29 protein-coding genes are annotated in these 25983 nt (G+C 65.7%); 10 read left to right on the forward strand and 19 right to left on the reverse strand.

Translation table 11 applies throughout. The features are described 5' to 3' along the window. Nucleotides 1-2: 2 nt before the first annotated feature. A complete protein-coding gene (locus tag ABD301_RS07125; RefSeq protein WP_344308267.1) occupies nt 3-1397 on the forward strand; it encodes a glycosyltransferase in 1395 nt (464 codons plus the stop codon). 131 nt (nt 1398-1528) lie between these two features. On the opposite strand, the gene ABD301_RS07130 is transcribed toward ABD301_RS07125, so the two are convergent. The 7 genes from ABD301_RS07130 to ABD301_RS07160 all read right to left on the reverse strand — a co-directional run bounded on the left by ABD301_RS07130 (nt 1529) and on the right by ABD301_RS07160 (nt 8196). Then, nucleotides 1529-2422: an endo alpha-1,4 polygalactosaminidase gene (locus ABD301_RS07130; protein WP_163566687.1), complete on the reverse strand. Its 894-nt coding sequence runs from the start codon at nt 2420-2422 to the stop codon at nt 1529-1531. 70 nt (nt 2423-2492) lie between these two features. Beyond that, complete coding sequence (locus tag ABD301_RS07135) at nt 2493-3326, reverse strand: carbohydrate ABC transporter permease (RefSeq protein WP_163566686.1); 834 nt, start codon at nt 3324-3326, stop codon at nt 2493-2495. Then, entirely contained in the window at nt 3326-4267 is a 942-nt protein-coding gene (locus tag ABD301_RS07140; RefSeq protein WP_344308270.1) for a carbohydrate ABC transporter permease, read from the reverse strand. The genes ABD301_RS07135 and ABD301_RS07140 overlap by 1 nt, the downstream gene beginning before the upstream one ends. Then, complete coding sequence (locus tag ABD301_RS07145) at nt 4267-5577, reverse strand: ABC transporter substrate-binding protein (protein ID WP_344308272.1); 1311 nt, start codon at nt 5575-5577, stop codon at nt 4267-4269. Before ABD301_RS07145 ends, ABD301_RS07140 begins: the two co-directional genes overlap by 1 nt. Beyond that, nucleotides 5574-6494, reverse strand: a complete 921-nt coding sequence (locus tag ABD301_RS07150) for an SMP-30/gluconolactonase/LRE family protein (RefSeq protein ID WP_344308274.1) — start codon at nt 6492-6494, stop codon at nt 5574-5576. The genes ABD301_RS07145 and ABD301_RS07150 overlap by 4 nt, the downstream gene beginning before the upstream one ends. Continuing rightward, nucleotides 6494-7258 carry an SDR family NAD(P)-dependent oxidoreductase gene (locus ABD301_RS07155; protein WP_344308276.1) on the reverse strand — a complete coding sequence of 255 codons (765 nt, stop codon included), beginning with the start codon at nt 7256-7258 and terminating at the stop codon, nt 6494-6496. The genes ABD301_RS07150 and ABD301_RS07155 overlap by 1 nt, the downstream gene beginning before the upstream one ends. After that, a complete protein-coding gene (locus ABD301_RS07160; RefSeq protein ID WP_344308278.1) occupies nt 7255-8196 on the reverse strand; it encodes a zinc-dependent alcohol dehydrogenase in 942 nt (313 codons plus the stop codon). The genes ABD301_RS07155 and ABD301_RS07160 overlap by 4 nt, the downstream gene beginning before the upstream one ends. Nucleotides 8197-8287: 91 nt before the next feature. Here ABD301_RS07160 and ABD301_RS07165 point away from each other — a divergent pair, with 91 nt between their 5' ends. After that, nucleotides 8288-9103, forward strand: a complete 816-nt coding sequence (locus ABD301_RS07165; protein ID WP_344308280.1) for an IclR family transcriptional regulator — start codon at nt 8288-8290, stop codon at nt 9101-9103. Continuing rightward, nucleotides 9100-10428, forward strand: a complete 1329-nt coding sequence (gene melA / locus ABD301_RS07170; RefSeq protein ID WP_344308282.1) for an alpha-glucosidase/alpha-galactosidase — start codon at nt 9100-9102, stop codon at nt 10426-10428. Before ABD301_RS07165 ends, melA begins: the two co-directional genes overlap by 4 nt. Here melA and ABD301_RS07175 read toward each other — a convergent pair. The 12 genes from ABD301_RS07175 to ABD301_RS07230 all read right to left on the reverse strand — a co-directional run bounded on the left by ABD301_RS07175 (nt 10421) and on the right by ABD301_RS07230 (nt 19257). Then, the gene (locus ABD301_RS07175; protein WP_344308284.1) at nt 10421-11491 is read right to left on the reverse strand and encodes an amidohydrolase family protein; all 1071 of its coding nucleotides are present in this window, start codon (nt 11489-11491) and stop codon (nt 10421-10423) included. The genes melA and ABD301_RS07175 overlap by 8 nt on opposite strands. Before the next feature lie 269 nt (nt 11492-11760). Continuing rightward, entirely contained in the window at nt 11761-13617 is a 1857-nt protein-coding gene (gene asnB / locus ABD301_RS07180) for an asparagine synthase (glutamine-hydrolyzing) (RefSeq protein WP_344308286.1), read from the reverse strand. Beyond that, on the reverse strand, nt 13580-13771 hold the full coding sequence (locus ABD301_RS07185) for a hypothetical protein (protein ID WP_344308288.1): 192 nt from the start codon (nt 13769-13771) through the stop codon (nt 13580-13582). Before ABD301_RS07185 ends, asnB begins: the two co-directional genes overlap by 38 nt. Then, nucleotides 13768-14067 (reverse strand): antibiotic biosynthesis monooxygenase family protein, encoded by a 300-nt coding sequence (locus ABD301_RS07190; protein WP_344308290.1) that lies wholly within the window; start codon nt 14065-14067, stop codon nt 13768-13770. The genes ABD301_RS07185 and ABD301_RS07190 overlap by 4 nt, the downstream gene beginning before the upstream one ends. Next, entirely contained in the window at nt 14064-14384 is a 321-nt protein-coding gene (locus ABD301_RS07195; protein ID WP_163566679.1) for an antibiotic biosynthesis monooxygenase family protein, read from the reverse strand. The genes ABD301_RS07190 and ABD301_RS07195 overlap by 4 nt, the downstream gene beginning before the upstream one ends. A gap of 1 nt (nt 14385) precedes the next feature. Beyond that, complete coding sequence (locus tag ABD301_RS07200; protein ID WP_163566678.1) at nt 14386-15123, reverse strand: SDR family NAD(P)-dependent oxidoreductase; 738 nt, start codon at nt 15121-15123, stop codon at nt 14386-14388. 23 nt (nt 15124-15146) lie between these two features. Continuing rightward, the gene (locus tag ABD301_RS07205; protein WP_344308294.1) at nt 15147-15608 is read right to left on the reverse strand and encodes an anthrone oxygenase family protein; all 462 of its coding nucleotides are present in this window, start codon (nt 15606-15608) and stop codon (nt 15147-15149) included. After that, entirely contained in the window at nt 15605-16063 is a 459-nt protein-coding gene (locus ABD301_RS07210) for an SRPBCC family protein (protein WP_344308296.1), read from the reverse strand. Before ABD301_RS07210 ends, ABD301_RS07205 begins: the two co-directional genes overlap by 4 nt. Further along, nucleotides 16063-16320: an acyl carrier protein gene (locus ABD301_RS07215; protein ID WP_163566677.1), complete on the reverse strand. Its 258-nt coding sequence runs from the start codon at nt 16318-16320 to the stop codon at nt 16063-16065. Before ABD301_RS07215 ends, ABD301_RS07210 begins: the two co-directional genes overlap by 1 nt. Beyond that, complete coding sequence (locus ABD301_RS07220; RefSeq protein ID WP_344308298.1) at nt 16320-17558, reverse strand: ketosynthase chain-length factor; 1239 nt, start codon at nt 17556-17558, stop codon at nt 16320-16322. Before ABD301_RS07220 ends, ABD301_RS07215 begins: the two co-directional genes overlap by 1 nt. Continuing rightward, on the reverse strand, nt 17555-18820 hold the full coding sequence (locus ABD301_RS07225) for a beta-ketoacyl-[acyl-carrier-protein] synthase family protein (RefSeq protein ID WP_344308300.1): 1266 nt from the start codon (nt 18818-18820) through the stop codon (nt 17555-17557). Before ABD301_RS07225 ends, ABD301_RS07220 begins: the two co-directional genes overlap by 4 nt. Next, the gene (locus ABD301_RS07230; RefSeq protein ID WP_279578993.1) at nt 18817-19257 is read right to left on the reverse strand and encodes a cupin domain-containing protein; all 441 of its coding nucleotides are present in this window, start codon (nt 19255-19257) and stop codon (nt 18817-18819) included. Before ABD301_RS07230 ends, ABD301_RS07225 begins: the two co-directional genes overlap by 4 nt. Nucleotides 19258-19400: 143 nt before the next feature. On the opposite strand from ABD301_RS07230, the gene ABD301_RS07235 reads away from it, so the two are divergent. The 7 genes from ABD301_RS07235 (at nt 19401) to ABD301_RS07265 (ending at nt 25849) form a co-directional block, all read left to right on the forward strand. Beyond that, nucleotides 19401-19850: an anthrone oxygenase family protein gene (locus tag ABD301_RS07235; protein ID WP_163566675.1), complete on the forward strand. Its 450-nt coding sequence runs from the start codon at nt 19401-19403 to the stop codon at nt 19848-19850. 13 nt (nt 19851-19863) lie between these two features. Next, entirely contained in the window at nt 19864-20316 is a 453-nt protein-coding gene (locus ABD301_RS07240; protein WP_344308305.1) for a pyridoxamine 5'-phosphate oxidase family protein, read from the forward strand. A gap of 289 nt (nt 20317-20605) precedes the next feature. After that, nucleotides 20606-21382 carry a dolichyl-phosphate beta-glucosyltransferase gene (locus ABD301_RS07245; protein WP_279578992.1) on the forward strand — a complete coding sequence of 259 codons (777 nt, stop codon included), beginning with the start codon at nt 20606-20608 and terminating at the stop codon, nt 21380-21382. Then, entirely contained in the window at nt 21379-23148 is a 1770-nt protein-coding gene (locus tag ABD301_RS07250) for a glycosyl transferase (RefSeq protein ID WP_344308307.1), read from the forward strand. The genes ABD301_RS07245 and ABD301_RS07250 overlap by 4 nt, the downstream gene beginning before the upstream one ends. Continuing rightward, nucleotides 23145-24911 (forward strand): sigma factor, encoded by a 1767-nt coding sequence (locus ABD301_RS07255; RefSeq protein ID WP_344308309.1) that lies wholly within the window; start codon nt 23145-23147, stop codon nt 24909-24911. The genes ABD301_RS07250 and ABD301_RS07255 overlap by 4 nt, the downstream gene beginning before the upstream one ends. Then, a complete protein-coding gene (locus tag ABD301_RS42325) occupies nt 24848-25450 on the forward strand; it encodes a hypothetical protein (protein WP_425551899.1) in 603 nt (200 codons plus the stop codon). The genes ABD301_RS07255 and ABD301_RS42325 overlap by 64 nt, the downstream gene beginning before the upstream one ends. Nucleotides 25451-25495: 45 nt before the next feature. Continuing rightward, nucleotides 25496-25849: a YciI family protein gene (locus ABD301_RS07265; protein ID WP_279579045.1), complete on the forward strand. Its 354-nt coding sequence runs from the start codon at nt 25496-25498 to the stop codon at nt 25847-25849. Nucleotides 25850-25983 lie beyond the last annotated feature (134 nt).

The following is a 25983-nucleotide window of genomic DNA, read 5'->3' on the forward strand; positions in this document are numbered from 1 at the left end:
GGGTGGACCGAGCGGGGTCGGCCTGCTCGTACGTCTCGGTGGACCGGGACCATTCGGGTGCGGCACACGGCTCCAAAGATGAGGGTGAGATGGCCAAATTCCTGATCAGCACGATGCCCGAGACCGGACACATCTATCCAGCGCTCCCGATCGCTACCGCGCTCGCCGCCCGCGGCCACCAGGTCCGGTGGCACACTGGGCCTGACTTCGCCGACAAAGTAAGTCAAACGGGTGCCTCTTTCGTCCCGATGAAACACGCGCCCCGATTCCAGGACCTCACCCCGCGACCCAAACAAAGCCGCAGCTGGGAAGCTGTCGTGGGTGCGTTGCGCCGGCTGTTTGTCGAGCCCGCCCCCGGACAGTTGCGTGACTACACCGAAATCCTGTCCGACTTCGACGCGGATGTGGTCATCAACGAGTCGACTGCGGGCCTAGGCCCGCGGCTGCTGCACGAGTTGGGCGGCCCCCCGTGGGCACGACTGGGCGTCAGCCCGCTGCCAAGCCTGCCCACCTCCGCTATCCCGCCGCTCGTGTCGCCCGCGGTTTTCGCCGATCCACCGGAAGTTCTGCCCTATTCCGACGATCCCGGGGTGCAGGACCGCTATCGGCGGATGAACTGGGAAGCAGCCAATGTCCACATGTCTCAGTTGACCGAGGCCCTGGACGAACTGCGGGCCAGGTTCGGCCTCGGTCCACAGCCAACTGGCGAGACCGGCTTCGCCGCCACCATCTCGCCATTTCTTCAGCTACAGACCGGAACCCTGGCTTTCGACTACCCCCGCCCAGAACTTCCGGCGCAGGTACACCATGTCGGCCCACTTCTGCCGCCTGGGCCCGATGTTTTCGAACTGCCGCCGTGGTGGCAGGACGTGGTCAGCGCCGACCGGCCGGTCGTGCACGTCACCCAGGGCACGGTGGCAACCGATCCGACCAGCCTGCTGCGCCCCACCCTCGACGCACTCGCTGACGACGATGTCCTTGTCGTTGCCACCGCCGCGAATCCGGCCGATCTCGGGCCGCTGCCGGCGAACGTACGGCTGGCCAAGTCCATCCCGTATGCGTTGCTGCTGCCGTACGTCGACGTGATGGTCACCAACGGTGGCATCGGCGGCATCCTGGCCGCGCTGACGCACGGTCTGCCGCTGATCGGCGGTGGCCGTACGGAGGACAAGCCAGCGGTCTGCGCCCGGATCGCGCACACCGGTGTGGGGATCGACCTGAAGACCGATCGGCCCACGGTGGGAAAGATCCGTGATGCCGTACGGGCAGTCCTGAGCAACCCGTCCTACCAGCGCGCGGCCGTTCGCGTCCAAACCGACTTCGCCCGGCACGACCCGCCGGTGGAAGCCGCTGTCCTGTTGGAAAGGCTCGCCGAGACAAAGGCGCCGGTTGTATGATCTCAGCGGCGGGATCGAGGTCTCGGCGTTAGCTACCGACAAGCTCGACCGGCAACTGGTCCATCAATCCATGATTCACGATCCCGGCTGCGCGCCGGGCAGCGGCCCGGCGCGCAGCGATCCTCATTTATTTAGGGACAGAGCTCGTAATGATAGGCAGGATCGCCCTTGGGAACGACGTTGCGATCGCGTCGGATGATCGACACGGTCGCGCCATGGTCCGTGCAGGCGGCCTTGAACTTCTTGGCGCTCTCGTCGGTGTATTCGATCTCGATGTAGTTGTTCCCGTACGCGGCGGCATAGTCACCGCATTCGTCGTAGAAGCCGCATTCCTCGGCGATCGCGAAGTTGAAGCCGACCTCGGTCTTACCGGTGGTGCCGAACTCGCTGTTGGTGTTCTTCTGCGCCACCGCCAGTCCCTTGGTGTGCGCGTACGGCACGAACAGCACCATGAATGCCTTGTCCTGAGCGAAAGTGAGCCGGCCACCTGACCTGCTGTACGAGTCGAGGTTGTCCGGTTCGATTGCCTGGAAGCCGGAGGTCTGGCAGCCATCGATCCAGCCCTCTTCGATGGTGAGGATCGACTGGCGTTTGGCGTCCGTCGAAACATCCAGCAACGCCTCTTTCCAGTCGGTGTCAATCACCGGCTTTCCCTTGCTGTCCTTCAACACCAGGTCGTTGTGGTATTTGACCCACCAGGAAACTGTGCCGTAGTCAGGCTCGGCCGGCGGATTGTCACCGTCTGGTTGAGTCTGCAATGCGTTGATGTAGCAAATGTTGTACTTGCCCGCGACCGGGGTGGACGTCCGGTCGCGGTCGACGATGGCGACCGATGCCGCCGGGGGATACGCGCCGCCGATTTGGTAGTCGAACTGACCATGAGCGGGCGGCAGGGTTACTGCGGCAGCTGCGGGGCTGGCCGCGACAACCAGCGAAAGGCCGAGAAGGCCGACGGTAGTGGCTGCGAGTAAAAGACGGAACGTCCGGCGGGCCGGGCGGGCGTCTGGGCAGCCGAGGACTCGCATGGCATCTCCCTTTGTTTCTCTGTGGGGCGGGACAAACGAAAGCGCGGACCTCCCTTCTTTTGTCGTACGATCAGCCTTTGAGGCCGGAAAAGGTCATGGTCGCGACGAACTGTTTCTGGGCGACCATGAAGAAGAGGATCAGCGGCGCGGTGGCCACCACGTTCCCGGCCATCAGCAGGGACCAGCGGGTCCGCCGGGTGCCGAGGAAGTCTGAAAGACCCAACTGCAACGTGTAGTTGTGCGAGTCGTTAATCGCGATGAGTGGCCAGATGAGGTCGTTCCAGGATCCGATCAAGGTGAAGATCGCGAGAGTCGCCAACGCCGGCCGGGCCAGCGGCAGGATCACCCGCCAGAAGGTCCCGTAGGGCGAGCAGCCATCCAGCCTGGCGGCTTCTTCCAACTCCACCGGCAGGGAAAGGAAAAACTGCCGCATCAGGAAGATCCCGAAGGCGCTCGCCAGCCATGGAACGATCGCGGAGGCAAGCGTGTTGATAATCCCGAGCCGGCTGAACATCACGTACGTCGGGATCATCAGCAGCTGGGTCGGGATCATGATGGTGGCCACGATCATCAGGAAACCCAGGTTCCGGCCGGGAAACTTCAGCCGCGCGAAGCCATAGCCGGCCAGCGAACACAGCACCAGATGCGCGAGCACCGACGTGCCGGACACGATGACGGTGTTGAGGAACCAGCGAATGATCCCCGACTGCTGGAAAAGCTCCACATAGCCGTCGAACGTGATCCGGGACGGCCAGAACCGCGGCGGGAAGCGGTTGATGTCCGCCTCCGGTTCCACCGAGGTCATCACCAACTGGACGAGCGGGAAAAGGAAAATCAACGCGGTGGGGGCAAGCAAGAGGTGCCAGGGGTTCAAGCGCCGGCGTTTGGTGGCGGGGGCGGTCATCAGAACGCCTCGACTTTGGCCCGGCGGGAATAGACGACCATGCCGATGGTGATCAGCATGGTGACCGCGAAGAGGCCGTACGCGACCGCCGATCCGTAGCCGAAACGCAGCCCCCGAAATGCCTGGTCCCAAAGGTAGTAGACGACCGTCTCGGTGGATCCCAGCGGCCCGCCCTTGGTGGTGACGAAGACGAGGTCGAAGAGTTGCAGCGCGGTGATGGTTTGCCAGATGGTGGTGAAAACCGTCACCGGCGCCAGCTGCGGCAGCACGATGTGGCGAAAGATCCGCGGCGCGGAGGCGCCGTCCACTCTGGCCGCCTCCACCAGATCGGCCGGCATGTCCTGTAAAGCCGCGAGGTAGACGACAACCGTGAAGCCGAGCTGCTGCCACAGCGCCATCACCGCGATGACGATCATCGCCTGCTGCTGGCTTTCCAACAGTCCCTGGGCCGGCAGCCCGAGCACTCGCAGAATGTTGTTGGCCACCCCGAACTGCGGGTTGAAGACATAGTTCCCGAGGATCCCGGTGGCGACCGCCGATGCCACGAACGGCACGAAAATGCACGTACGATAAAAGCCCACGAACCTGATCGGCCGGTTCAACGCCACCGCCAGCAGCAAGCCGAGCAGAATCGAGGCCGGTACGAAAAGCGCGGTGAAAAGCAGCGTGTGGTCGACCGCCGCCGCGAGGTCCGGATCGCTGGCCATCCGCTGGTAGTTCAGCCAGCCAATGTCGGTGGCCGGCGTGAAGCCGTTCCATTTCTCCCGCGAGAGAAAAAATGCCCAGATCGCCGGGAAAATCGAGAGACCGACCACGATCAAGGTCCCCGGACCAGTGAAGGACAGGCCCACGCCCAGCCGGCCGACGGCCCGCCGTGGCCGTCGGCTTGCCCTGGAGGGCGCCGAAACGCTGGACGGCACTGGCCGGGCGAGGATCGCCATCAGTCCCCCGCCAATGCCTGGTCGGCCTTGGTCGCGGCCGCGGCCAAGGCGTTCTTTGGCGTCGACGCTCCCTGCATGACCTGGGAAATCGCGGTGCCCACTGCCTGGGACAGCCCGACATACCCAGTCACCGTCGGACGCGGTTTGGTGGCGTTCGCGAAGTTCGCGACCATCACGTCGATCCCCGGATAGTTTTTCCGAAGTTCCTGGTATGCGGCGGAAGACTGTTCCGAGGCGCGCAGTGGCAGGTTCTCCTGGGCGAGGTTCCAACGGGCGTCCTGGGTCGGATCAGTAAGCCACTTTGTCAGCTGGTACGACCAGTAGGCGCGGCTCGCGTCCTGATGGTTCAGCAGCACCCATAAATCGGGGCCGGCGACAGTGGTATGCACGCCGTTAAATGCCGGCAGATAGGTCACGCCGTACTTTGTACCCGCCTGAGACAGATCGTGCAGCATCCACGGCCCTGAGATGATCATCCCGATCCGCCCGGAGGCGAACAGCGGACCGTACTTTTCGCTGGTCTGGTCGAGATAGACGCTCTTGTCGTCGACGGCCATCGATCGCAGGAAGTCCAATGCTCGTACGCCCGCGGGACTGTCGAAAGCGGATTTCCTGCCATCCGCGCTGATCACGTTCCCACCGAGTTGCCACAGCAGCGGCCAGAGATGCCAGGTGGTGTCCTCACTGCCGTCGACCGGATAGCCGAAGCCGTACGTGGTGGTGGCCGGATTGGCGAGTTGTTTCGCCGCACGGCGAAAGTCGTCCCAGGTCCAGCTGTTCGTCGGGTACGCCACGTGGGCCTTGTCGAACACCGTTTTGTTGTAGAGCAAGGTCAGGTTGTCCACGATCGCTGGGAAACCAATGACCTTGCCGCTGGCGGCCGCGGTCGCCCGACCGGCCGGTGGCAGCTCCGACCAGCGCACGGCCGGATCGCTGATCTGCTGGCTGATGTCCAAAGTACGGCCAGAGGAGGCCAACTCGCTGGCCCAACTGCCGTAAGCGTACGAGACATCCGGATATTGGTTGCTGGCGAAACCAGCCGAGAGTTTCTGCAGCAGGTCATCGGTGGTGGACGCGCCGGCGGAGATGTTGATCGTGACATTGGGGTGCAGCTTGTGGAAGTCCGCGGCCAACCCTTCCAGGGTTTTCTCCGCGTCCGAGGCTTGCCCGGTCCACCACGTCAGGGTGACTTTGGCGGCTGGGTCAAGCGGCCCACTGGCTCCTTGGCCGGAGCCAGCACAGCCGGCGACCCCGACAGCCAGTGCGGCAGCGGTGAAAACAGCGACAAGACGGCGGTTCGTCAACGTCACGTTGCCCTCCTTGGACATCCGTGCGGACTCGCTGGGGACGAGTCAGGAAGGGAAAACAGCGCCGCGCCGGCAACTGACAGGCCGGGGACGTCGGTATGGAAGAAATGCACGCGACCGCTGCCTGGATAGGCTTTTAGGGTCGCCTCGTTCAGGCCTGTACGAGCCGTCGTCAAATAGAGCGTACGCAGGTCCTCATCGCCGAACGCGACACTCGTGACCCGCAGCGCTGGCACCGAAACCTGCGCGGTGACGTGGCCGGTGGCGTCCAGTCGGATCACCCGGCCGCCGTCCCAGAGCGCCACCCACAGGCCGCCCTGCGCGTCGACCGCGATCCCGTCCGGCATCGCGTCGTCGTCGGTGTGGGTATAAAAGACTGGCGCCGCCCCGAGTGAGCCAGTGGTTTCGTCGTACTCACGGGCATAAATCACCCGGGCCGCGGAATCCACGTGGTACATCGTCCGGTGGTCGGGCGACCACGCCAGACCGTTGGAAATGCCCAACCCGGTCACCAGTTCATGGCAACCGCCGTCCTGGTCGAGTCGGTAGAGGCAGCCCAGGCCTTCCCTGTCGTCGTACGCCAACGAGCCGGCGTAAAGTCGACCGGCCGGATCGCAGCCGGCGTCGTTCATCCGGACTTTCGTGGGCTTCCGGAAAATCTCGTACGACGACAGGGTTTTCCATTCCGGATCGCGCAGTTCGAAGCCGGTTTCGACAGTCAGCAGCCAGTTTTCGCCGGCGCGTACGACCGCGCTGACCGGCTGGCCCACGACCACCGTCCGGCAGCCCTCGGTGCCCGGGTCAAGCATGTGAACAAAACCCGCGAGCAGGTCGACCCAGACAAGGCGGTGCGTTCGCGCGTCCCACCACGGACCTTCCCCCAAATCGCACACTGGCCCCCGCACGTCCTGCACCAGCATCACATCACCGCTACCTGACCGCCGTCGACCGCGAGCACGGCGCCATGCACGAAAGCCGCGTCGTCGCTGGCCAAGAATGCATATGCGGCGGCGACATCCTCGGGATTGCCCACCCTGCGCAACGGAATCCGTTCGTTCGCATACCGCTGGGCGAAGTCGCCCGGTAGCCCGCCGGCGATCGTCTGGTTCAGTGGAGTGTCGATATATCCGGGACAGATCGCGTTGACCCGGATGCCGTACGGGCCGAGTTCCACGGCCATGCTGCGGGTGAGTTGAAGGACTCCGCCTTTCGAGGAGTTGTAATGCGCGTAGTCCTCCTCACCGCCAAGCGCGTTGGTGGACGCCATGTTGATGATGGAACCGGCGCGTCCGGCGCGTACGAGCAATTGCGCGGCGGCCTGCGCCACCGAAAACATTCCTCGCAGGTTGACAGCCATGATCCGGTCCCAGTGCGCGACTTCCAGCTGCAGAAATGGCTCTCGCCAGGAAATACCGGCATTGTTGGCGACCACCGTGAGCGCACCGACGGCCGCGTCCGCGGCCTCCACCGCGGCGATCGCCTGCTGGTGGTCGCTGACATCGCACACCTGACCGGAAATCTCCCCTCGTTTGCCGAGTTTTTCCAGCGCTGCGGCCAGTGCGTCCGGCTCGTGCCCGGTTATGTACACCCGGCAGCCTTCTTCGAGGAACCGCTGGGCCGCGGCCAACCCAATCCCGCTGGTGCCGCCGCTGACCAGCACGCCACGACCGGCGAGGCCCATCATGTGCCCACCACCGAGTCGGGCACGATGACCGCCTTCGCGATCGCGGTGTTTCCGTTTGCCAGCGAGTAAAACGCGGCGTCCGCCTCGGACAGCGGCACGTCGGTGGTCCACGACAGGTCCAGAGTGGTCGCCAGATCGACGGCGGCGGCGAAATCGGCTGGCGTGTAGGCAAACGATCCGACGATTCGCTTTTCCTGCCGGACGACCGGATTTCCGGCCAGTTGCACGTCGTCGGCGGCCAGGCCCAGCCACACCGCGGTGCCAGCCGGGCGGCATCTCTCGATCGCACTGACCCTGGTGACCTGCGCGCCGACGGCGTCGAAAACCGTGTCGTACTCACCAGGAAGTGCGGTGGTCACAGTCAGGCCGAGCGACTCGGCCACCTCTCTCCGGTCCGTGGAAGTCTCGCTGACGGTCACCTCGGCGCCGTGGAAACGGGCCACCAGCGCACAAACCAAACCGATCGCCCCGGCGCCAATCACCCCGACCCGATCCCCGTCACCGCGCGCTGACCAGGCGTGTACGGCGTTGGCCAGCGGCTCGATCAACGTGGCCGCGCTCCAACCAACCCCCAGCGGTAAGGGATAGAGCGCTCCGGTCGGGACCGCGACAGTTTCCGCGAAACCACCCGGGCGACTCACCCCGAGCAATCCCCTGGTCCGGCACACCTGAGGCTCGCCGCGCAGGCAGGAATCGCAGCTCTGGCAGGAAATCAGCGGGTTGATCACCACTCGGTCGCCGGCATCGGTGGTGCCGACAAACTCGTGCCCCATGATGAGCGGTGGCACTCTCATGCCCACCGTACGGAATCCATGCAGTTCACTTCCGCAGATTCCGCTGGCACGGACAGTCACTACAGTCTCGTCTTCGGCCGCGTCTGGAGGCGGCACATTCTGCAACTCGACGCGCCCCGCGCCGGTGAAGACCAAGGCGTGCATCAAATCCCTCCGTCCAGTCGATGGGTGGCAAGGTAGCATCGATCCTGTCAGCGGACTAGCGTTTCTATGAGCGGAATGTGATTGTGACTCGATGAGCACACCCCTGGGTTCCCCAGCCGTCCCGGCGCACCAGGCAGTCGACCGCGCCCTGCAGGTCCTGACCTTCCTCGGCCGGCACCCGTCAGGCGTTTCCCTGCAGCAGATGTCGGCCGGCCTCGGCGTGCCCAAGCCATCTCTGCATCGGATTCTTTCCTCGATGCGCGCCCGCGGTTTCGCCACCCAACAGGAATCTGGCGGCGTCTATTTGCTGGGCGCGGCCGCATTGGAGGCAGCCTTCACCTTTCACGCTGGATTCGACCTGCGGCAGGTGCTGCACCCGCTGGTTCTGTCCGTACGCGACCGATTCCAGCAGACCACCCACCTGGCGTGCCTCGCCGGCGGTGAGATCAGCTATGTCGACAAAGTGGAGGCGAATATCGGCGTTCGTATCACTTCGGTGATCGGCGGCCGAAACCCTGCCCATGCCACCGGCGTGGGCAAGGCGTTACTGGCACATATTCTCCCCGACCGCGCGGCCGTCGGCGAATGGGTCAGCGAACACGGGCCGCTGGTTCAGCGTACGCACCACACCGCGACCACCGCCGGGGCATTGTCCGATGCCTTGGATGCCGTACGGGAAACCGGCTTCTCGGTCGATGACCAGGAAAGCGAGCTCGGGCTGCTCTGCGTCGCGGCGCGCGTTCCGATGGTTTTCGGGGAACTGTCGCCACACACCGCGGTCAGCGTCACCGGCATGCGCGACTCGATGCTCACGCTGGGCATCGAGCGGATCGGCACCGAGTTGCTCGACCTCATCACCCATTTCGACTTCGCATCCCCGCCCCCCGGAAGGACCGAGCAGTCGTGACCGTCATCAGCTTTATCGGCGCCGGCAGCGTCGAATTCACCCGCGACCTCGTCGCCGACCTTCTTCGCTTTCCAGACCTGGAAAATCTCGAGCTGCGCCTCCATGACATCGACGACAGCCGGCTGCGGACCGCCGATGGAGTGGCCCGCTCGGTGGCCGAACAACTCGGTGCCGCGCCTACGATCGTAGCCACCGCGGACCGCCGGGCCGCACTGGAGGGCGCCGACTTCGTCATCAACATCGTCCAAGTCGGCGGTTTGGCCGCGACTCGCACGGATTTCGACATTCCGGCCGCGTACGGACTGCGACAGACCATCGCGGACACCCTCGGCATCGGCGCGATTTTCCGGGCGCTACGAACCTTCCCGCTGCTCAGTGCCCTCGCCACGGACATGGCCGAAGTCTGCCCGGACGCGATTCTGCTGAACTACACCAATCCGATGGCGATGAACATCTGGTATCTGTCCCGGATCGCCCCGAAACTGCGCGCGTACGGACTGTGCCACTCGGTCTACTGGACAGTCGTGGGGTTGAGCGAGGTCATGGGCATCCCGCACGAGGAAGTCACGTTCCACTCCGCGGGTGTCAATCACCAGGCGTGGCTGCTCACACTCGAGCGGGATGGGGAGGATCTCTACCCACTGCTGAACACCCGGATCGCCGCCGATCCAGAGCTGCGGCGGCGCGTACGGGTGGACATGTATCGCCGGTTGGGCTACTACCCGACCGAGACCAGCGAGCACTCGAGTGAGTACGTGCCGTGGTATCTGAAGAATACCAGCGAAATCGCTCGGCTACGCATCCCGATCGATACGTACATAAAGATAAGCGAGGAGAACGTCGCGACTTTTGAGCGTACGAGGGACATTGTGGCGGCAGGCGGAAAGGTCGACATCGAGAGCGAGGCGACGGAATACGCTCCGCAGGTCATCCACAGCATCGTCACCGGCACCCCGCGCCAGATTCAGGTGAACGTGGCCAACACCGGCCTCATCACCAATCTCCCGGCTGGCGCGGCCGTCGAGGTGCCGGCGACCGTCGACCGCGGTGGCGTCCATCCTTGGCACGTTGGCGATCTCCCCGTCCAGTGCGCCGCGCTGAACCGCGCCTTTCTCAGTGTGGGAGAGCTGACTGTCCAAGCGGCACTCACCCAGGACCCGCGCATGATCCGGCAGGCCGCGATGGTCGACCCCAACACCGCCGCCAGCCTGACCGTGGACCAGATCTGGAACCTGTGCGACGACCTCGTCGCCGCTCACGGGACCCTGCTTCCCGAGTGGGCTCGCCAGCCACTCTCGCCTCGCCCGTGGTTTTCCTTCAGCTGACGGGAAGACGCAGAATTCGTCGAGCGTTTCCGGCATACAGGGCGGCAAGATGGGAGGCTGGGATGTCCAGGGCACTGATATCCCAACGGCCCATCGGCGGGATCTCGTCGTCCGGTGCATACCCAAAACACTCGTCGTCGGTCTCGACGAACCGGAACCAGCGATGATATTCCTGCTCTACCACTGGATAGAGGTCGGTGCCGAAGAGCACCTGCCGTGGATGGTCCACGATCAGCCGGCGGGCGGCTCGTGGCTGCCGGCCGAGCTCGGGCATCCGGCCACCGAGATCGACGTGCAGGTTTTCGTACGCGGTCAGCATTCGCGAGACCCGCCGCAAATCCTCCGCCGCGCATCCCACGTGTGCCGCGATAAAAGTCGTCCTCGGATGGCCGGCCACCACCGCTTCCAGCGCGTCGATCAGGCGATCGAAGGTCGGCAGCCCGGGCTTGCCGAACCACCAGTCCGGGTTCGTGGCGAGGTCCTCGATGCGCTCGTTGTGCTGGTCTATCGGCTCGAAAAACGCGACGGGATCGGCGGTATGGATAAGAACCGGGAGGTCCAGCTCCGCTGCCGCGTCAAAGACCGGCGCCACCCGATCGTCATCGGGCAGGACGAGCTCACCGCGTTGGTCGCGAAATTCCAGGCCGAGATTCTTCCAGACTTTGAGCCCGCGAGCGCCGACCTTGGCCGCTTCGTGGAGCTGGTCGACCAGAGTCTGCGTCGCGTTGCCCCTTTCGGCCAGGACCCGGAAGTCGACATGGCAGAAAGTGGAGAATCGGCCAGGGTGTGCGAGGTCGTACCTTTCCAGGTTTTCCTGAAGTTCGGTGCCCCACCGGCCGTCGAGATTGACAATGTGGTCGACCTGGCAGCGATCCATGATGCGGATGAGCTCTGCGACATCTGGAGTCATCCAGGTGCCATCGCCGGTCAACCATTTACCAAGGTGGTTGTGAATGTCCACGCACGGAATCGCGGCGTGCCGTTTTTCGGTTGTGGGCAGGCGCACGGCCCGCCGCGGAAGATAGCGCGAGAGGGGCAGGCTTTTCGGGTCGAGAGAAGTCATGGAGACTTCATATCGCATTCTGCCACTGGGCGCCGATATTTCGACTGGCGATCGACGATCTGGGCGCGATATCGCTATCGCCGCCGACCGCCGTACGCACCGACCGCCGGCGCAGCCGCCCCCGGCAGTTCGCTCCCGGCCTACCGGTGACCTCCGAGGACGTCGACGACCTCCTCGCAGGCGGCGACCTCACCGATTTCCGACGCACCGGAAAGACGATCCGCGATCGGAGTGAGCTCGCGTGAGAGCCCGGTGAACCCGGAAGGAGATCAGATGTCGAGGCGGATGCCGTAGTCGCGGAGCCAGGTGTTGACCTGGACCAGCATTTCCACGTTAGCGCGGCTTCGCCAGCCATTGGCGAGGCTTTCCGGGTCGTCGAGGACCGCGCGGGCGCCTTCACGGTCGATGAGTGCGGCGGCGGGCGCCCCAGGATCATCGAGAAGTTCGGTCAGCTCGGAGCGCAGGACCTTCGCGTACGTGGGATCGACGCTGACCGGGAACGGACTCTTTTTCCGTTCCACCACAGACTTGGGCAGCAGGTCAGCGACGGCGGCTCGCAGCACGCTCTTCTCCCGGCCGTCGAAAATCTGCATATCCCACGGGGTGTTGAAGGCATACTGCAGCAAACGCGGGTCGCAGTACGGGAAACGGGCCTCCAGGCCGACCTGGCCGCTCAACCGCTCGTCGTTCTTGATGAGCGTTTCCGGATAGCGGGTCAGCTGCATGTACGTCATTTCGCGCATCCGCCGGTTCAGCTTGTCCTCACCGGCGATGGTCGGCACCTCGGTGAGTGCCTGGTGGAATCTTTCGGTGCAGTAGCCGGGAATGTCCAGCCGAGCCCGCAGCGCCGGATGCAGCAGGCCGTTGCCGATGCCGTCGGCGCAGGCACGCTTCTGGGCCAACGCCACCCAGGGGAAGGTGTCGGCGTTGGCGAACTGCGGGTCCTGCAACCATTTGAGGCCACCGAAAAGCGAGTCGGCGAGCTGACCGGTGAGGGCCACTCGGGAATGGATCGCGGCCTCCCGATAGAGCAGGTACAGCCCGGTCTGCATGTCGCCGAGCGGGCTCGGCACGTCCCGGGCCCGGATGGTGGCGGCCCGCATCACCGGGTCGAGCAGATCTTCGGTGCTGACCATGACATTCGTGTGCTCGGCGCCGAGATGCTGGACCAGATCGGCCACATAGGGCGCATCCAGGGTCGTACGCACCTCGTCCGGCTGGAAGTTCTCCGCCAGGCCCCGATAGTCGACGGTGAACGTACGCACCGGGCCGGCGCCCCGCGCCTTCAGCACCTTCGCGACCAGCGCGGTGAGGCCACTGGAATCCAGGCCACCGGAGATCAGCGAGCAAATGGGCACATCCGCCATCAGGTGCAGCGCGGCCGATTCCTCCAGCAACTCGCGAACCGTGCCAATGGTGGTTTTGAGGTCGTCGGTGTGCTCGTACGCCTCCAGGCCCCAAAACTTCTCGACGGTCAGTCCCTGCCGGCGGATGCGAACCAGGTGCCCGGCGCGAACCTCTTTCATGCCGCGGAAAGCCACCTCGCCAGGGGTGCCGGACTGCGACAGGACTTCACGAAGTCCGTCGAAGTCCACCACTGCGGGCACCGACGGGTGCGCGAGGATCGCCTTGGGCTCGGAACCGAAAAGCACCCCGGTAGGCGTCGGGTAGTAGATGAGCGGCTTGGCGCCAATGTGGTCACGGGCGAGCAGCAGCTCTTCCTTGCGTACGTCCCAAATTCCGAAGGCGAACATGCCGTTGAACCGTCGGGGTGCTTCAGCGCCCCACTGAAGATACGCACGCAGGACCACTTCGGTGTCGCTGCGGGTGCGGAACCGATGGCCGTGCGAGACAAGTTGACCACGCAGCTCATCAGCGTTGTAGATCTCGCCGTTGAAAACGACGACGGCGAGCAGCTTTCCGTCTTCCTCGGCAACCTTGGGCTGCCGGCCACCCTCACGATCGACGACCGCGAGCCGGCGGTGGCCAAGGATCGCCCTCGAGCTGAGCCACAGCTCCTCGGCGTCCGGGCCGCGGCCGGCCAGCGTGGCGGTCATCGCGCGGACCGTGGCGCCGTCCCGGTGCAGGTCACGCTCGAAATCCACCCAACCCGTGATTCCGGACATCCGTTTTCTCCTCACTCAGCGCTTTTTCGTGCTGGTCCACCGGAATCTGCTCCGCGAACACCGCCCAGTCGGCCATCGCGTGGCAGCGGCCGAGGTCCTGCAGACCGCGCAGGACCAACCGGCCGACCGCCACCGCTACCCGCCGAGAGGTCACAACTGCCCGATGACCTGATAAATCCCGTACGGACGGCCGTTCGTCCCGTCCTCGTACGGCCGCAGCTCGGACGTCTGGTTTCGGTGCCGCGCGCCCTCCTCCCACTGCTGGAAAGACGGCAGGTCTGTCCACTCGCTCAGCACGGCGAACCGGTCGGTGTCCAAAGTGGACTTCAACAGCTCCGCGCCGACCAGGCCAGCGGTGCCAGCCATCTCCTTGTTGACCCGTTCGTACGCGTCGACCAACGTCTCCTCGGGAGCGGCATAATAGACGACCACACGGACCCGGCCGATCATCGCGCGCCGCTCCGGATTTTCAGCATGTCATAGACGACGTGCATGGTCGCCATGCTGCCCTGTTCGCGGTACGGGTGCAGTTTCTGCCGGTGTTCCAGGTGCTGCGCGCTCTTCTCGAATTCGCGGAACTCCGGCTCGTCGACCCAGTCGCTCATGATGTAGTAGAGGTTTTCCTCATCTCCACTGCGAAGCAGCCACTGACCGAGGTTGGCCGGGTGCCCGGAGATCACGTCGCCAATCGAATACCACGCCTTCTCGAACTCCGGTCCCATCCCGGCCTTGATCTGCATCCGCAGCATGATCCGGAAAACGGCCATCTCACATGCCTCCGTCGACGTTGATGGTCTCGCCGGTGATGAACCGCGACATGTCGCTGGCGAGGAAGACCACCGCGCCGGCAATGTCGTCCGGTTCGCCGAGCCGGCCGACCGAGGTCATGGAGCGATAACGTTCGCGCATTTCCGGGGAAAGTCCGGCGGCCTGGTCGGTGTCGATAATGCCGGGCGCCACCAGGTTCACCCGGATGCCCTTGGGACCGAGTTCCTTGCACAGCGACCGGGTCAGCCCGATCATGCCGGCTTTCGCCGCGGTGTAATGGCCGCGCAACGGTACGCCAACCAAGGCGACCTTCGAGCCGACGCCAATCACCGAGGCCTGGTCCGAAAAGAGGTCCAGCGACCGGCTGACCAACAGATACATCGCGGTCAGGTTGCTGTCCAGCACGTTCCGCCACTGCTCGATGCCCAGTTTCGCCAACGGAATGTGGCTGATCGAGCCGGCGTTATGCACCAGCACGTCCAGCGATCCCAGTCGGGTACGGCATTCGTCGACCAATCGGTCCACGTCCGCCGGCACCGCCACATCGGCCTGGATCACACTGTGCTTTCCTGGAGTTTCGGCCAGGTCCTTCTCCAGCTGCGCGGCCGCCTCAACGTTGCTTCGGTAGCAGGCAACGACATTGCAGCCGGCCCGGGCCAGCTCCAGGCTGACTGCCCGGCCGATGCCCCGGGTGCCGCCGGTGACGACGGCGTTCTTTCCATCCAGATTCAGTTCCATCGCAGGAAACCTCTCGTCGAAGGTCAGATCAGCAGGCCGGCGGTGATGACGTTGCCGAGCAGCGCGAGCACCGCGAGCGCGGTTCGCACCTGGTTCCATTTCGTCCAGTACGCGCGCGGATCCCGGTCGGCGAAGTCCGTCGGCAGCTGCTCCGGGTCCAGCGATCGAAGCCACCGGTTCACCGGCACGTTACGGGTCACCGAAACCGTCACCACCGAGGCCGCCAACAAGGCGCAGACTCCAGCCAGCACCCGACCTGCCGGCACCGGTGCGGTGATCGCGACGAGTACGTCCGCGACCACCGTCACCAGCAAACACGCCGGTTGGAACGGATCGTACCGACCGGCCGCGAAAGCATGTGCGCGTACGTAATCGCTCGCGGGCAGCGTGTGATAGAACGGCACGACGCCGATCGTCGTGCCCACCAGCGTGCCTGCCGACAGACCAATAGCCAACAACGCGATCGGCAGCAGGAAAACGGTCATCTCGAAACCGACGCGCTTTCGATTTTCGCCTTGATAGCGGCCATTTGTACGGGCGAGTTCCCACTGATCCGCTCGGTCATCTGCTCCACAGACACCGGCGAGTCGGCCCGCATCTGAAAATCCTGCATCCAGTTCAGCTGGGTGCCACCGTCAACTTCGCGATAGTTCCAGTAGATGTCCATTTCTTCGAACCATCCCTTTTCGATCCGCTGAGCGCGGACCGTACGGGCCACCGGATCCATGACTGGCTCGGACACCCAGCTCCACTTGTTGCCGTTGGCGTCGGGGTGCATCGTCAGTCGAAAGCGAACGGTGTTCCCATCTTGGGACAACACCTCGGTTTCGGCGTACTCGGTGAAGAGGTTGGGCCAAGAGGTGACGTCGTTGGTCATTTCCCAGACCACGTCGATGGGTGCGTCGATGACGACCGAGCTTTCGGTGTGTCCGGCGGCCATCACCGCACCGCCGTGCGGTTGTTGACAAAGTCCAGGACCATGCGGGGTGTCTTGAAACCGTTGGCGACGGCGTCGGACACCGACACGCCCCAGTCCCGCTCGACCCGGCTGGCGATTTCCAGTACGGCCAACGAATCCAGGTCCAGGTCGGTGAACGGCGTGTCGAGAATGTCGCCGCCCAGCCGCAGCTCATCCTCACCGACTCCGGCGCTGGCAATCATGAGCTCCCTGAGCTCGGTGAGCGTACGTTCAGACATCAGCTGCTCCTTTTGGTGGGAACCTGGCAGGCACGTACGACCAGAGCCGCGTTGAATCCGCCGTATCCGCGGGCGATAATCAGTGCCGTCCGAACCGGCAGTTGGCGACGGCGGTCGCGAACCAGGTCGATTCGGCAGTCCGGCGACAAAGTCCGGACGCCGATGGTGGGCGGCAGCACGGCGTCGCGAATGGACAGCAGGGCATCGACCAGATCCAGCGGCGCACCGCCGGCGTAAAGACGGCCGGTCATCGTTTTCGGGGCGGTCACCGGCACCGCGTACGCGCCGAATACCGCGCAAATGGCGGCGGCTTCGGCCGCGTCGAGATCCGGATCGCCAGCGGCGTCAGCGAAAACGGCGTCGACCTCGGACGGATCCAGCTCGGCGTCGCGCAGCGCGCCCTGGATCGCGGCGCGCAACGCGGACGGTTGCCCGGTCCACGGTGGCGGGTCGAAAGTGGCCGCATAGCCGGCAATCTCGCCGTACCCGGGCACACCCCGCTCGGCCGCCGACGCGGGCGTCTCGACAATCACGATCGCGCCGCCCTCGCCGGGCACATAGCCGGCCGCCTCACCATCAAAAGGCCGGTACGCGCGATCCGGATCGTCGATCCGACTGAGTCGGCCGTTGCTGAGCTGGCAGGTCAGTCCATACGGGCTGAAAGGCGCGTCGGTGCCGCCGCTGACCACGATCCGGGCGCCGTCGTCGAGCACCCGGCGAGCCTGAGCGAAAGCCTCCAGCCCGCCGGCCTGCTCGGCCACCACCACCCCGCACGGCCCGCGCATTCCATGGCGGATCGAGATTTGTCCTGTCGTCGCCGCGTAAAACCAGGCGATCGACTGGTACGCACCGACGTGCCGCGGTCCGTTGGCCCACAGCCGCTCGATTTCCCGCTGGCCGAATTCAACCCCGCCGGACGAGCTCGCGGTCACCACCGCCATTTCGTATTCGGGCAGCTCGGCGGGCCGGATATCGGCGTCCAGCAAGGCAAGATCGGTGGCGGCCAGGGCTAGATGGGTCCAGTGGTCGGTTTGTGGCACCAGCCGGCCGGGAACCCGGTCCTTGGTCACGAAACCCGGCACTTCGCCGCCCAGTCGGATCGGGTACGTCGACGGGTCGAAGCGCTGCAGCGGACCGATCGCGGTCTCGCCGCGCAGCGTCGCCGCCCAGTGGTCGTCGTGGCCGAGCCCGGTCGGCGCGAGCACGCCGATGCCGGTGATCAGGGCCCGGCTGGTCATGCCGCTTTCCCTTGCGGTGCCCGCAGAACCATCGCGGTCTGGAAGCCGCCGAATCCGCTGCCGACGCTCAGGACCACGTCCGTACGATGCTCGCGAGCGACCAGCGGGACATAGTCCAGATCGCATTCCGGGTCCGAGTTGTGCAGGTTGGCGGTGGGCGGCACCACGCCGTGCTCGATGGCGAGCGCGGAAGCGGCGATCTCAATCGACCCGATCGCACCAAGCGAATGACCGACCATCGACTTGATCGAGCTCACTGGCACCTCGTACGCGTGATTTCCCAAGCTGCGCTTGAAAGCGGCGGTCTCGTGCCGGTCGTTCTGCTGGGTGCCGGAGCCGTGCGCGTTGAGGTACGACACACTGGTCGGGTCGAGTTTCGCCGCGTTCAAAGCGATTCGAATCGCCTCGGCCATTTCCCGGCCGTCCGGCTTCAACCCCGTCATGTGGTAGGCGTTGCTCCGCGTCGCATAGCCGGAAACCTCGCAGTAGATATGTGCACCGCGGGCCTGAGCACTTTCCCATTCCTCCAGAAGAAGAACAGCGGAGCCCTCGCCGAGGACGAAGCCGTCGCGCTCACCGTCGAAGGGCCGGGAGGCGTGCGCCGGATCCTCGTTGTTCGCTGAAGTCGCCTTGATAGCGTCAAAACACGCGACTGTGATCGGCGAGATAGGTGCGTCGGTGGAGCCCGACAACGCCACGTCGGCCGAACCCTCGGCGATCAACCGGGCACCGTAGCCGATGGCGTCCAGCCCGGACGTACATCCAGTGGAAACAAGCGAAACGGGACCCTGCGCGCCGGCGACCCAGGCCACTTCGGCAGCCAGCGAGCTCGGCACCAGATAGCGGTAAAGATGCGGGGAGCCGTACGAGTGATCCACCAGCCAGTTCCGGCCGGTGTCACTGACGACGACGTATTCCTCTTCCAGTCCCATCGTGCAGCCGACCGCGCTGCCGAGGGTGACCGCCGTTCGGGCCGGTACGAGAGTTTCCAAGCCACTGTCGGCGAGCGCCTCCCGGGCGCTCACCACGGCCAGTTGCGCGGCCCGGTCCATCCGGCGAATTTCCTGCGGGGACAGGCCTTCCGCGGCCGGGTCGAAGTCGCACTCGGCGGCGATCCGGGACCGGAAACCGGTCGCGTCGAAAAGCGTGATGGGCCGGGTCGCCGTCCGACCTTCGGTGAGCAGGCTCCAAAAAGCCTTCCGGCCGATGCCACCGGGAGCGATCACGCCAATGCCGGTGACGGCGACGCGGCGCCGGATCACCGGACCTCCCCGACGGCCTGGATCGGTTCGTGGCCACCGGGCAGCGGCTCGGTGTCCACGTGACCCAGCTCCGGCCGGGGTGCGAGCGGCCCGAGGTGAATGACCACCTGGGCCGGCTCGTCTGCGTGGTTTTCCACCCGGTGCCTGGTTTTGATCGGCACCATCATGGCCTCCCCCGGACCGAGGTCGACCGGCCGGCCGTCCAGTCGGACGGTGATGTGGCCACTCACCACATAGAGGAATTCCTCGGAATACGGGTGGTAGTGCTCGGCGACGAACTCCGCCGGTTCCAGCCTGAGGGTGCCCATGAAACCCGAGGTGGACCCGACGGTTTTCGGGCTGAGCAGGACACGGATGTCGCCACCGCGGCGCCGGTTCGGCGCGATGTCAGCGGCGGCGATCTTCTGGGCGAGCTCAGTGGGGCGCGTGGCGGTCACCAAGGACTCCTTTCGGCACGTCTGTCGTTTCCGCACCATTCCCGGCCACCCTTGAACCCCGCTCGCACGCCACTAGAAGGTCCGTTCTCTAGGGCGGCTCAAGGGATTTCTGTCACGCTGCGGCGAAATCGGAGGGAAGAAGCATGCTCGTACAGACCCTGGGCACCCTGGTGCTGGTGACCAGCGGCATCGCCGCCGGTGTCCTTTTCACCCACGCGGTCGGCGTTTGGCCGGCGCTGCAGGCGATGTCGCCGGAACAGTACGTGGCCGCCCACAAACTGATCGGCCGCGCGTACGACCCGATGATGCCGATCATCGTGGTCAGTTCGACCGTTCTGGCCGTCATCCTCGCGGTGCTCGACGGCCGCCCACCGGCGCGGGCACTTTTCGTGCTGGCAGCGGTTTTCCTGGTCGGCGTGTCCATCGTGTCGCAGACCCGGAACGTACCTATCAACAAACGGGTGAAAGCCCTCGACGAGGTGCCGGCCGGCTGGCACGACCCGCGGCGGTCCTGGGGCCGCTGGAACCTCGCCCGTACGTCCTTCGCGCTGGTCGCTTTCGCGGCCCTCGCGGTGGCGCTGACTTTCCACTGACCGAAGGAGATTCGTGACCCAGACTCAGCGCGGCCAGACCGGCGCCCCGGTCCGCCCGCTCGCCCAGCGCAAGGCCGACGTCCTGGAAATGCTTCGCACCGAACGAAACGGCTGGCTCGCCACCGCGGACTCGGCCGGCGGACCGCACCTGGTGCCGCTCGCTTATGTCTGGGACGGCAGCCAGATCGTCATGTCGACCAAAGAGGCCGCTCGTACGGTACGCAACGGCGGCCGGGCCCGGCTGGCGCTCGGCTCCCCCACCGACGTCGTCCTGATCGACGGCGACCTCTGCGTACTCCCCGCGACCGCCAATGTCACCCCAGAAGCAGTGCGGTTGCCCTTGCATCCCAGCCGGGTCCCTGGCTGCGTCTACCTCGTTCTGAAGCCGCGCCGGGTGCTCGCCTGGCGGGACCGCTCGGAAATGCGCGAGCGGGTCGTCATGGCCTCCGGCCACTGGCTCATCTGAGCCTCCAGAGAACTGGCTCATCTGAGTACGAAGCAAGCAGCTGGCTCATCCAAGTGCCAAAGAGGCAGAGCGCGCGCGCCGGCGGTGGCAGTTTGCGCCGAGTCTGGCAGCATCTTGCCGGTGAGTGCGCGCTCAGCGAGAACGTCCGCGCCGCCGAGGACTCCCGAGTCCGAGGGCGGCTTTTTTCCGGGTGCGGCCAGCCGCGGCAAAAATGTGACCCAGGTCATACAACGCGCCGGGTGGTCGTCGGTGTCAGGGAAGTATGAGCCAAAGCGTAAGCCTCCGGCCCATGCATAGCCCGACCCCGGCGAACCAGCCGGTCTCCGCGCAACCGCCGGTCCAGGCGCAGGTCATCGATCTTTCGGTGATCATCCCGGCGTACAACGAGCAGGACCGGTTGGGCACCAGCCTGGCCGCGGTGCACCGCCACCTGAACGCGTCAGGTGTGGCGTGGGAGGTCATCGTCGCCGACGACGGATCAACCGACGGCACCGCGGCCTTGGTCGAGCGACTGACCAGCACGGATCCGCGGGTGAAAGTGCTGCGCGCGGACCAGAACAAGGGCAAGGGCGATGCCGTACGCCGCGGCATCCTCGCCTCGCACGGAAAGCGCGTCCTCTACTGCGACGCCGACCTGGCTACCCCGATCGAGGAGATCGCGGTGTTGCGGGCCGAGCTCGACAGTGGTTTCGACGCGGCGATCGGCTCCCGAGCCGGACAGCAGGCCCTGATCGAGGTCAGCCAGCGGCGCGTACGAGTGTGGCTCGGGCGCCTGGGCAACCGGCTGATCCAACTGCTCGCGGTGCCCGGCATCGCGGACACCCAATGCGGCTTCAAGATGTTCGACGGGGACAAGGCCCGCCAGGTCTTCGCGCTGTCAGTCATCGACGGCTGGGGGTTCGACGTCGAGATCCTCCGGCTGTTCCGGCAGTTCGGCTGGACCATCTCCGAGGTGCCGGTGCGATGGGCGCACCAGCCCGGGTCGAAGGTCCGGCCGCTGGACTATCTCCGAGTCCTTATGGACGTCGTACGCGTACGACTGGCGCACCGGGGGAAGAAGCTGTGACGGTCGACAGCCCGCCCGCCACCGCGGAGGCCGAGCCGGTCCGGCTGCCGGCGTGGCGCCGCTGGCCGATCCACGCCACGTTCGTTGGGGTGTACGTGGTGTTGGCCTGCTACCTGTTCAGCGGCCTGTGGGCCGGGATCCTCTCGCACGGCGACGGTTATCTGACGACCAGCAGCCAGGACCAGTACGACTGGGAGTGGTTCTTCGCAGTGACCGCGCGCGCTCTCACCCACGGCGACAACCTGCTGCTCAGCACCTTGCAAGGCCATCCGCTCGGAGTGAACATGATGGCCAACACGGCGATGTTCGGCCTGTCCATCCCGCTGGCGCCGGTCACCCTGATCTTCGGTCCGACGATCACCTGGGCGCTGGTGCTGACGCTGGGCATGGCCGCCTCGGCCGGCTGCTGGTATTGGCTGATGGTCCGCCACCTGGGCATCTCACCGGTACCGGCGGCGATTGGCGCGGCCTTCGCCGGCTTCGCACCGCCGATCGTCTCGCACGCCAACGCCCACCCGAACCTGGCCGTCTTTTTCGTGCTGCCGCTGATCATCGGGCAGCTGCTGAAGATGCGTACCGGCGAGCACAGGATCCGCAACGGCGTCATTCTCGGCCTGCTGGTGACCTACCAGCTCTTCCTCGGCGAGGAAGCCCTGCTGATGGCCGCGCTCGGCATAGCCGTCTTCGCGGTCGCGTACGCCGTCGTACGGCCACGGGACGCCTGGGCGTCCGCCCGCCAGCTGTTGCCCGGGATCGGCATCTCGCTCGCGGTCTTCGTACCGCTGGTCGCCTACCCGCTGTGGTTCCAGTTCGCCGGCCCGCAGAGCTACGACAGCCTGCAGCACGGCAACTACGGCAACGACCTCGCGGCGTTGGTGACCTTCCCCAGCCGCGCGTTGGCCGGCGACCATCCGACCGCGCTGGCGTACGCGTACCCGACCGAGGAGAACTCCTTTTTCGGCTGGCCGCTGGTCATCGTGTTCCTGGTGGTGGCGGTGCTGGTGTGGCGGGTGCTGGCCGCCCGGGCGCTGGTGCTGACGACCCTCGCGATCACCGTGCTGTCGCTGGGAGCGACAGTGGCGGTGCACGGCCACGACACCGGCATTCCGATGCCCTGGGCGATCCTCGGCCACCTGCCGCTCTTCGAGTCCATGCTGGACTCCCGGTTGACGATGATCTGCGTACCGACGATCGGGATCCTGCTGGCGGTCGCCACCGATCTGATGCTTGCCCGGACGAACCGGATCAAGGTCGTCTGGTCGATCGCCCTCGCCGCCGCGCTGGTGCCGATCTTCCCGATCCCGCTGCTCGCGACCACACACGCGCCCACGCCGGCGTTCTTCAGCCAGGGCATCTGGCGCCAGTACGTGCCGGCCGGGAAGAAGCTCCCAGTGATCATCACGGTCCCGACTCCGGAGCCGACGGACATGCGGGCCGCGCACTGGCAAATCGAGGCCGGCCTCGGTTTCGCGTTGCCCGAGGGCTACTTCGTCGGACCATGGGACGGCACCCGGCAGGGCTCTTACGGCCCAGCGCCGCGGCCCACCACCGAACTGCTGCGCCGGGTTCGGGACAGCGGCCAGGTCGCCATCATCACCGACCAGGATCGGCTGAACGCCCAACAGGACTTCGCCTACTGGGGAGCCGATCTGGTCGTGCTGCCGCCGTACGAGAATGACGCCGCCTTGCAGAAGACCATCGAGCAGCTGCTGGGCCCTGGCCGTACGGCCGGCGGTGTGGTGTTCTGGAAAGTGCGAGTCGTATGACAAATGCGATTGTTCCGGCGTTCGCCGATATCTTGTGGTCTGCGGATATCGGCGAAGAGCGGAGGGCCGTGCGGGCCGACGACGAGCAGGACTATGTGGACTACGTGACGTCCGCGCTGCCCTGGCTTCGCCGGCTGGCCTTTCTGCTCTGCCGGGACACCCATCGCGCCGAGGACGTCACACAGACCGCGATCACCAAGCTCTTCGTCCACTGGCAACGCGCGAAGTCCGCGGAGAACCTCGACGCGTACGTCCGCACCATGGTTGTCCGGACGTTCCTCAACGAGCAACGGATGGCGTGGGCGCGCGTACGACTCGTGGGCACGCCTAACGACATCCCGAACGTCACCACCTCACCGGCCCCGGATGTGGAGACGCGCGCGGTCGTGCACACCGCGCTGTCCCGGGTGGCGCCCCGGCAGCGCGCGTGCTGGTGCTCCGCTTCCTCTGCGACCTGCCGGTCAGCGAGGTGGCCCGGGTCCTGGAGTGTTCGGAAGGCAACGTCACGAGTCAAACCGCGCAGGGTCTCAAGAGACTCCGCAAGCTGCTTGGCGACCAAGCCGTCGCCGTGTTGGACGAGCGGTAGCGGCGTGGACCATAAGGACGAGCAAGACGGTGTACGACTGCTGTCGTCGCTGCGCGATTCGGAGCCGGACGGCCCGATCGCGGTGGACGTGCGCCGGGCCGTACGATCCGGCCGCCGCCAGGTCCGGGTCCGGCAGGCCGCGCTGCCCATCGCCGGCGCGATCGCGGTGGTGGCGCTGGTGGCCGGGGTGGCCTTCGCGGTGCACCAGCCGCAGACGCCCACGCCGGCCGCCCATTCGGGCAGTTTTGACGTACGGCGCCAGGCCTTCCACGTCGGCTCGGCCGGCGGCTTCACCCCGGTCACGTACGAGACTGGCCGATATCGGCAGGTCATCCAACTGGTGCCGGCCGACGACCAGGCGATGCCGGCCACCGATGCGACCGTGACCCTTTATGCGGCCGGTTGGTACCCGTACCGCAACGGTCAGGAATGGAGCCCCGGTGGCGAGTCCGCCGACTCGGTGGACGGCCATCGAGCGCGCTGGCTGGCCCCGCCGATGATCCGGTCCGGTGCGGTCGAGCTGGCCTGGGAGTACGCGCCCGGGGCCTGGGGATTCGTGTCGCTGCGAGGCCCCAGCGCGAGCCGCGACCGAGCGTACAAGGTGGCGCTGAGTGTGTGGCCGGGCGCGCACGACGCGGTCCCGATGCCGGCCCAGATCAAGGCGTCCGCGCTCGGCGGCACGCAGGTCGTGGGCACCATCAGCCCGATCGGGACGAAATCGTGGGCCACCCGGGTCGTCGAGGTGCTCTACGGCAGCGACGATCCGCCGATGCCGCCAAACAGCGACACCGGCTATGTCGGCGTCGGGTTGCAGCAGCCGCCGGACACCCCGGCGGCCACCACCCAGATCGGCGGGAAACCGGCCGCGGTGACCCCGACCAGGATCAGTTTCACCGACGGCAGCGGGCTTTTCGTCCAGGTCAGCGACGCCGCCTACCTGACCCAGATCGGCGGCGCGGCGGCGCTCGTACGGATGGCCGGTGACGCCACCGCGACGCCGAACTTCCACTGGCCCGCAGACCCGTCAGTCACCCCATCGCCGACTATGTTGGCGACCCCTTCGTCGACCCCTTCCTCGACTCAGTCGCCGCGTACACCGAAGCGCGCGGAACTCTGGTCGCTGAACTCGGCGTTGAACCTGGACCGCGGTTACAGAACCTGCATCAGGTCGTGTTGACCGAACACACCAGTTGGCCGCGCCCGCGCACATTTTCCCAGAACGGCAAACAAGAGGCCCCTACCGGATTCCTGCCGGCAGGAATCCGGAACAGTGAGCAATTGCATTCTCGCTCCGCGTTGGCACCGATCCCACCGGTCGGAACCGGATTCGTCCGTCATTTCGGCGGCCCCGTCGAATCGCCGACGCAAGATCGACGAACCACCGCCGTGCCGTTCGTGCCGCCACCGCGCCCGCAGTGGCGGCTGCAGCAAACCTTGCGGCGACTGCTGTTTCTCGCGGCGATGTTGATCACTTGCGCCGCCGCGGTGGCGGCCACTCTCGCGGCGACGATGCCACGAATAGCGGACACCGGCGCACCAGCGACATTTCCCGGCCAGCTGACGGTGCCCGATACGAATGCGACTCACTCGTTTCTGACGAGTCGGCGACTGGACGGCGAAATTCAGCGGGCTGAACAACCCGCCTTGTCGACGGAGTTCACCGAGCGACAAGCGAAAACCTTTGCCGGCCGGTACGACGGGATGCCACCTCCTTAAACTGGTCGGGAAAGTCCCGCACCGAAAGGAACCCACGTGAAATACATGCTGCTCATCTACGGAAACGACCGCACGTGGGGCGAGATGTCCAAGCTCGGCGCCGACCAGGTGATGGCCGCGCACCAGGACGTGATCAAAGACCTGACAGCGGCCGACGAATACCTCGGCAGCGAAGGGCTGACCGCGATCGGCGCCCGTACGGTAAGGGTGTCCGCCGCCGGCGTTCCGGCGGTGACCGACGGACCGTTCACCGAGGCGAAGGAAGTCCTCGCCGGCTATTACCTGATCGACTGCGCCAGCATCGACCGCGCCGCCGAGATCGCCGCCCGCCTCCCGGAGGCCGCCTTCTCCCCCATCGAAGTCCGCCGCGTGATGGCCAACGAGGAAATCACCATGTGACACGACGGACACCGCAGGGCCTCGGCAAAGTCGGGTTCGCGCGATGCTCGGTGTCGAGTGCGGCACAATGTCCCGCAGTCGACGCCGAGTGCGGGACATTGTGCCGCAGTCGATGAAGCTGCACGACCGTGGCA

It is taken from the genome of Fodinicola feengrottensis, from assembly GCF_039530045.1.
Classification (GTDB): domain Bacteria; phylum Actinomycetota; class Actinomycetes; order Mycobacteriales; family HKI-0501; genus Fodinicola; species Fodinicola feengrottensis.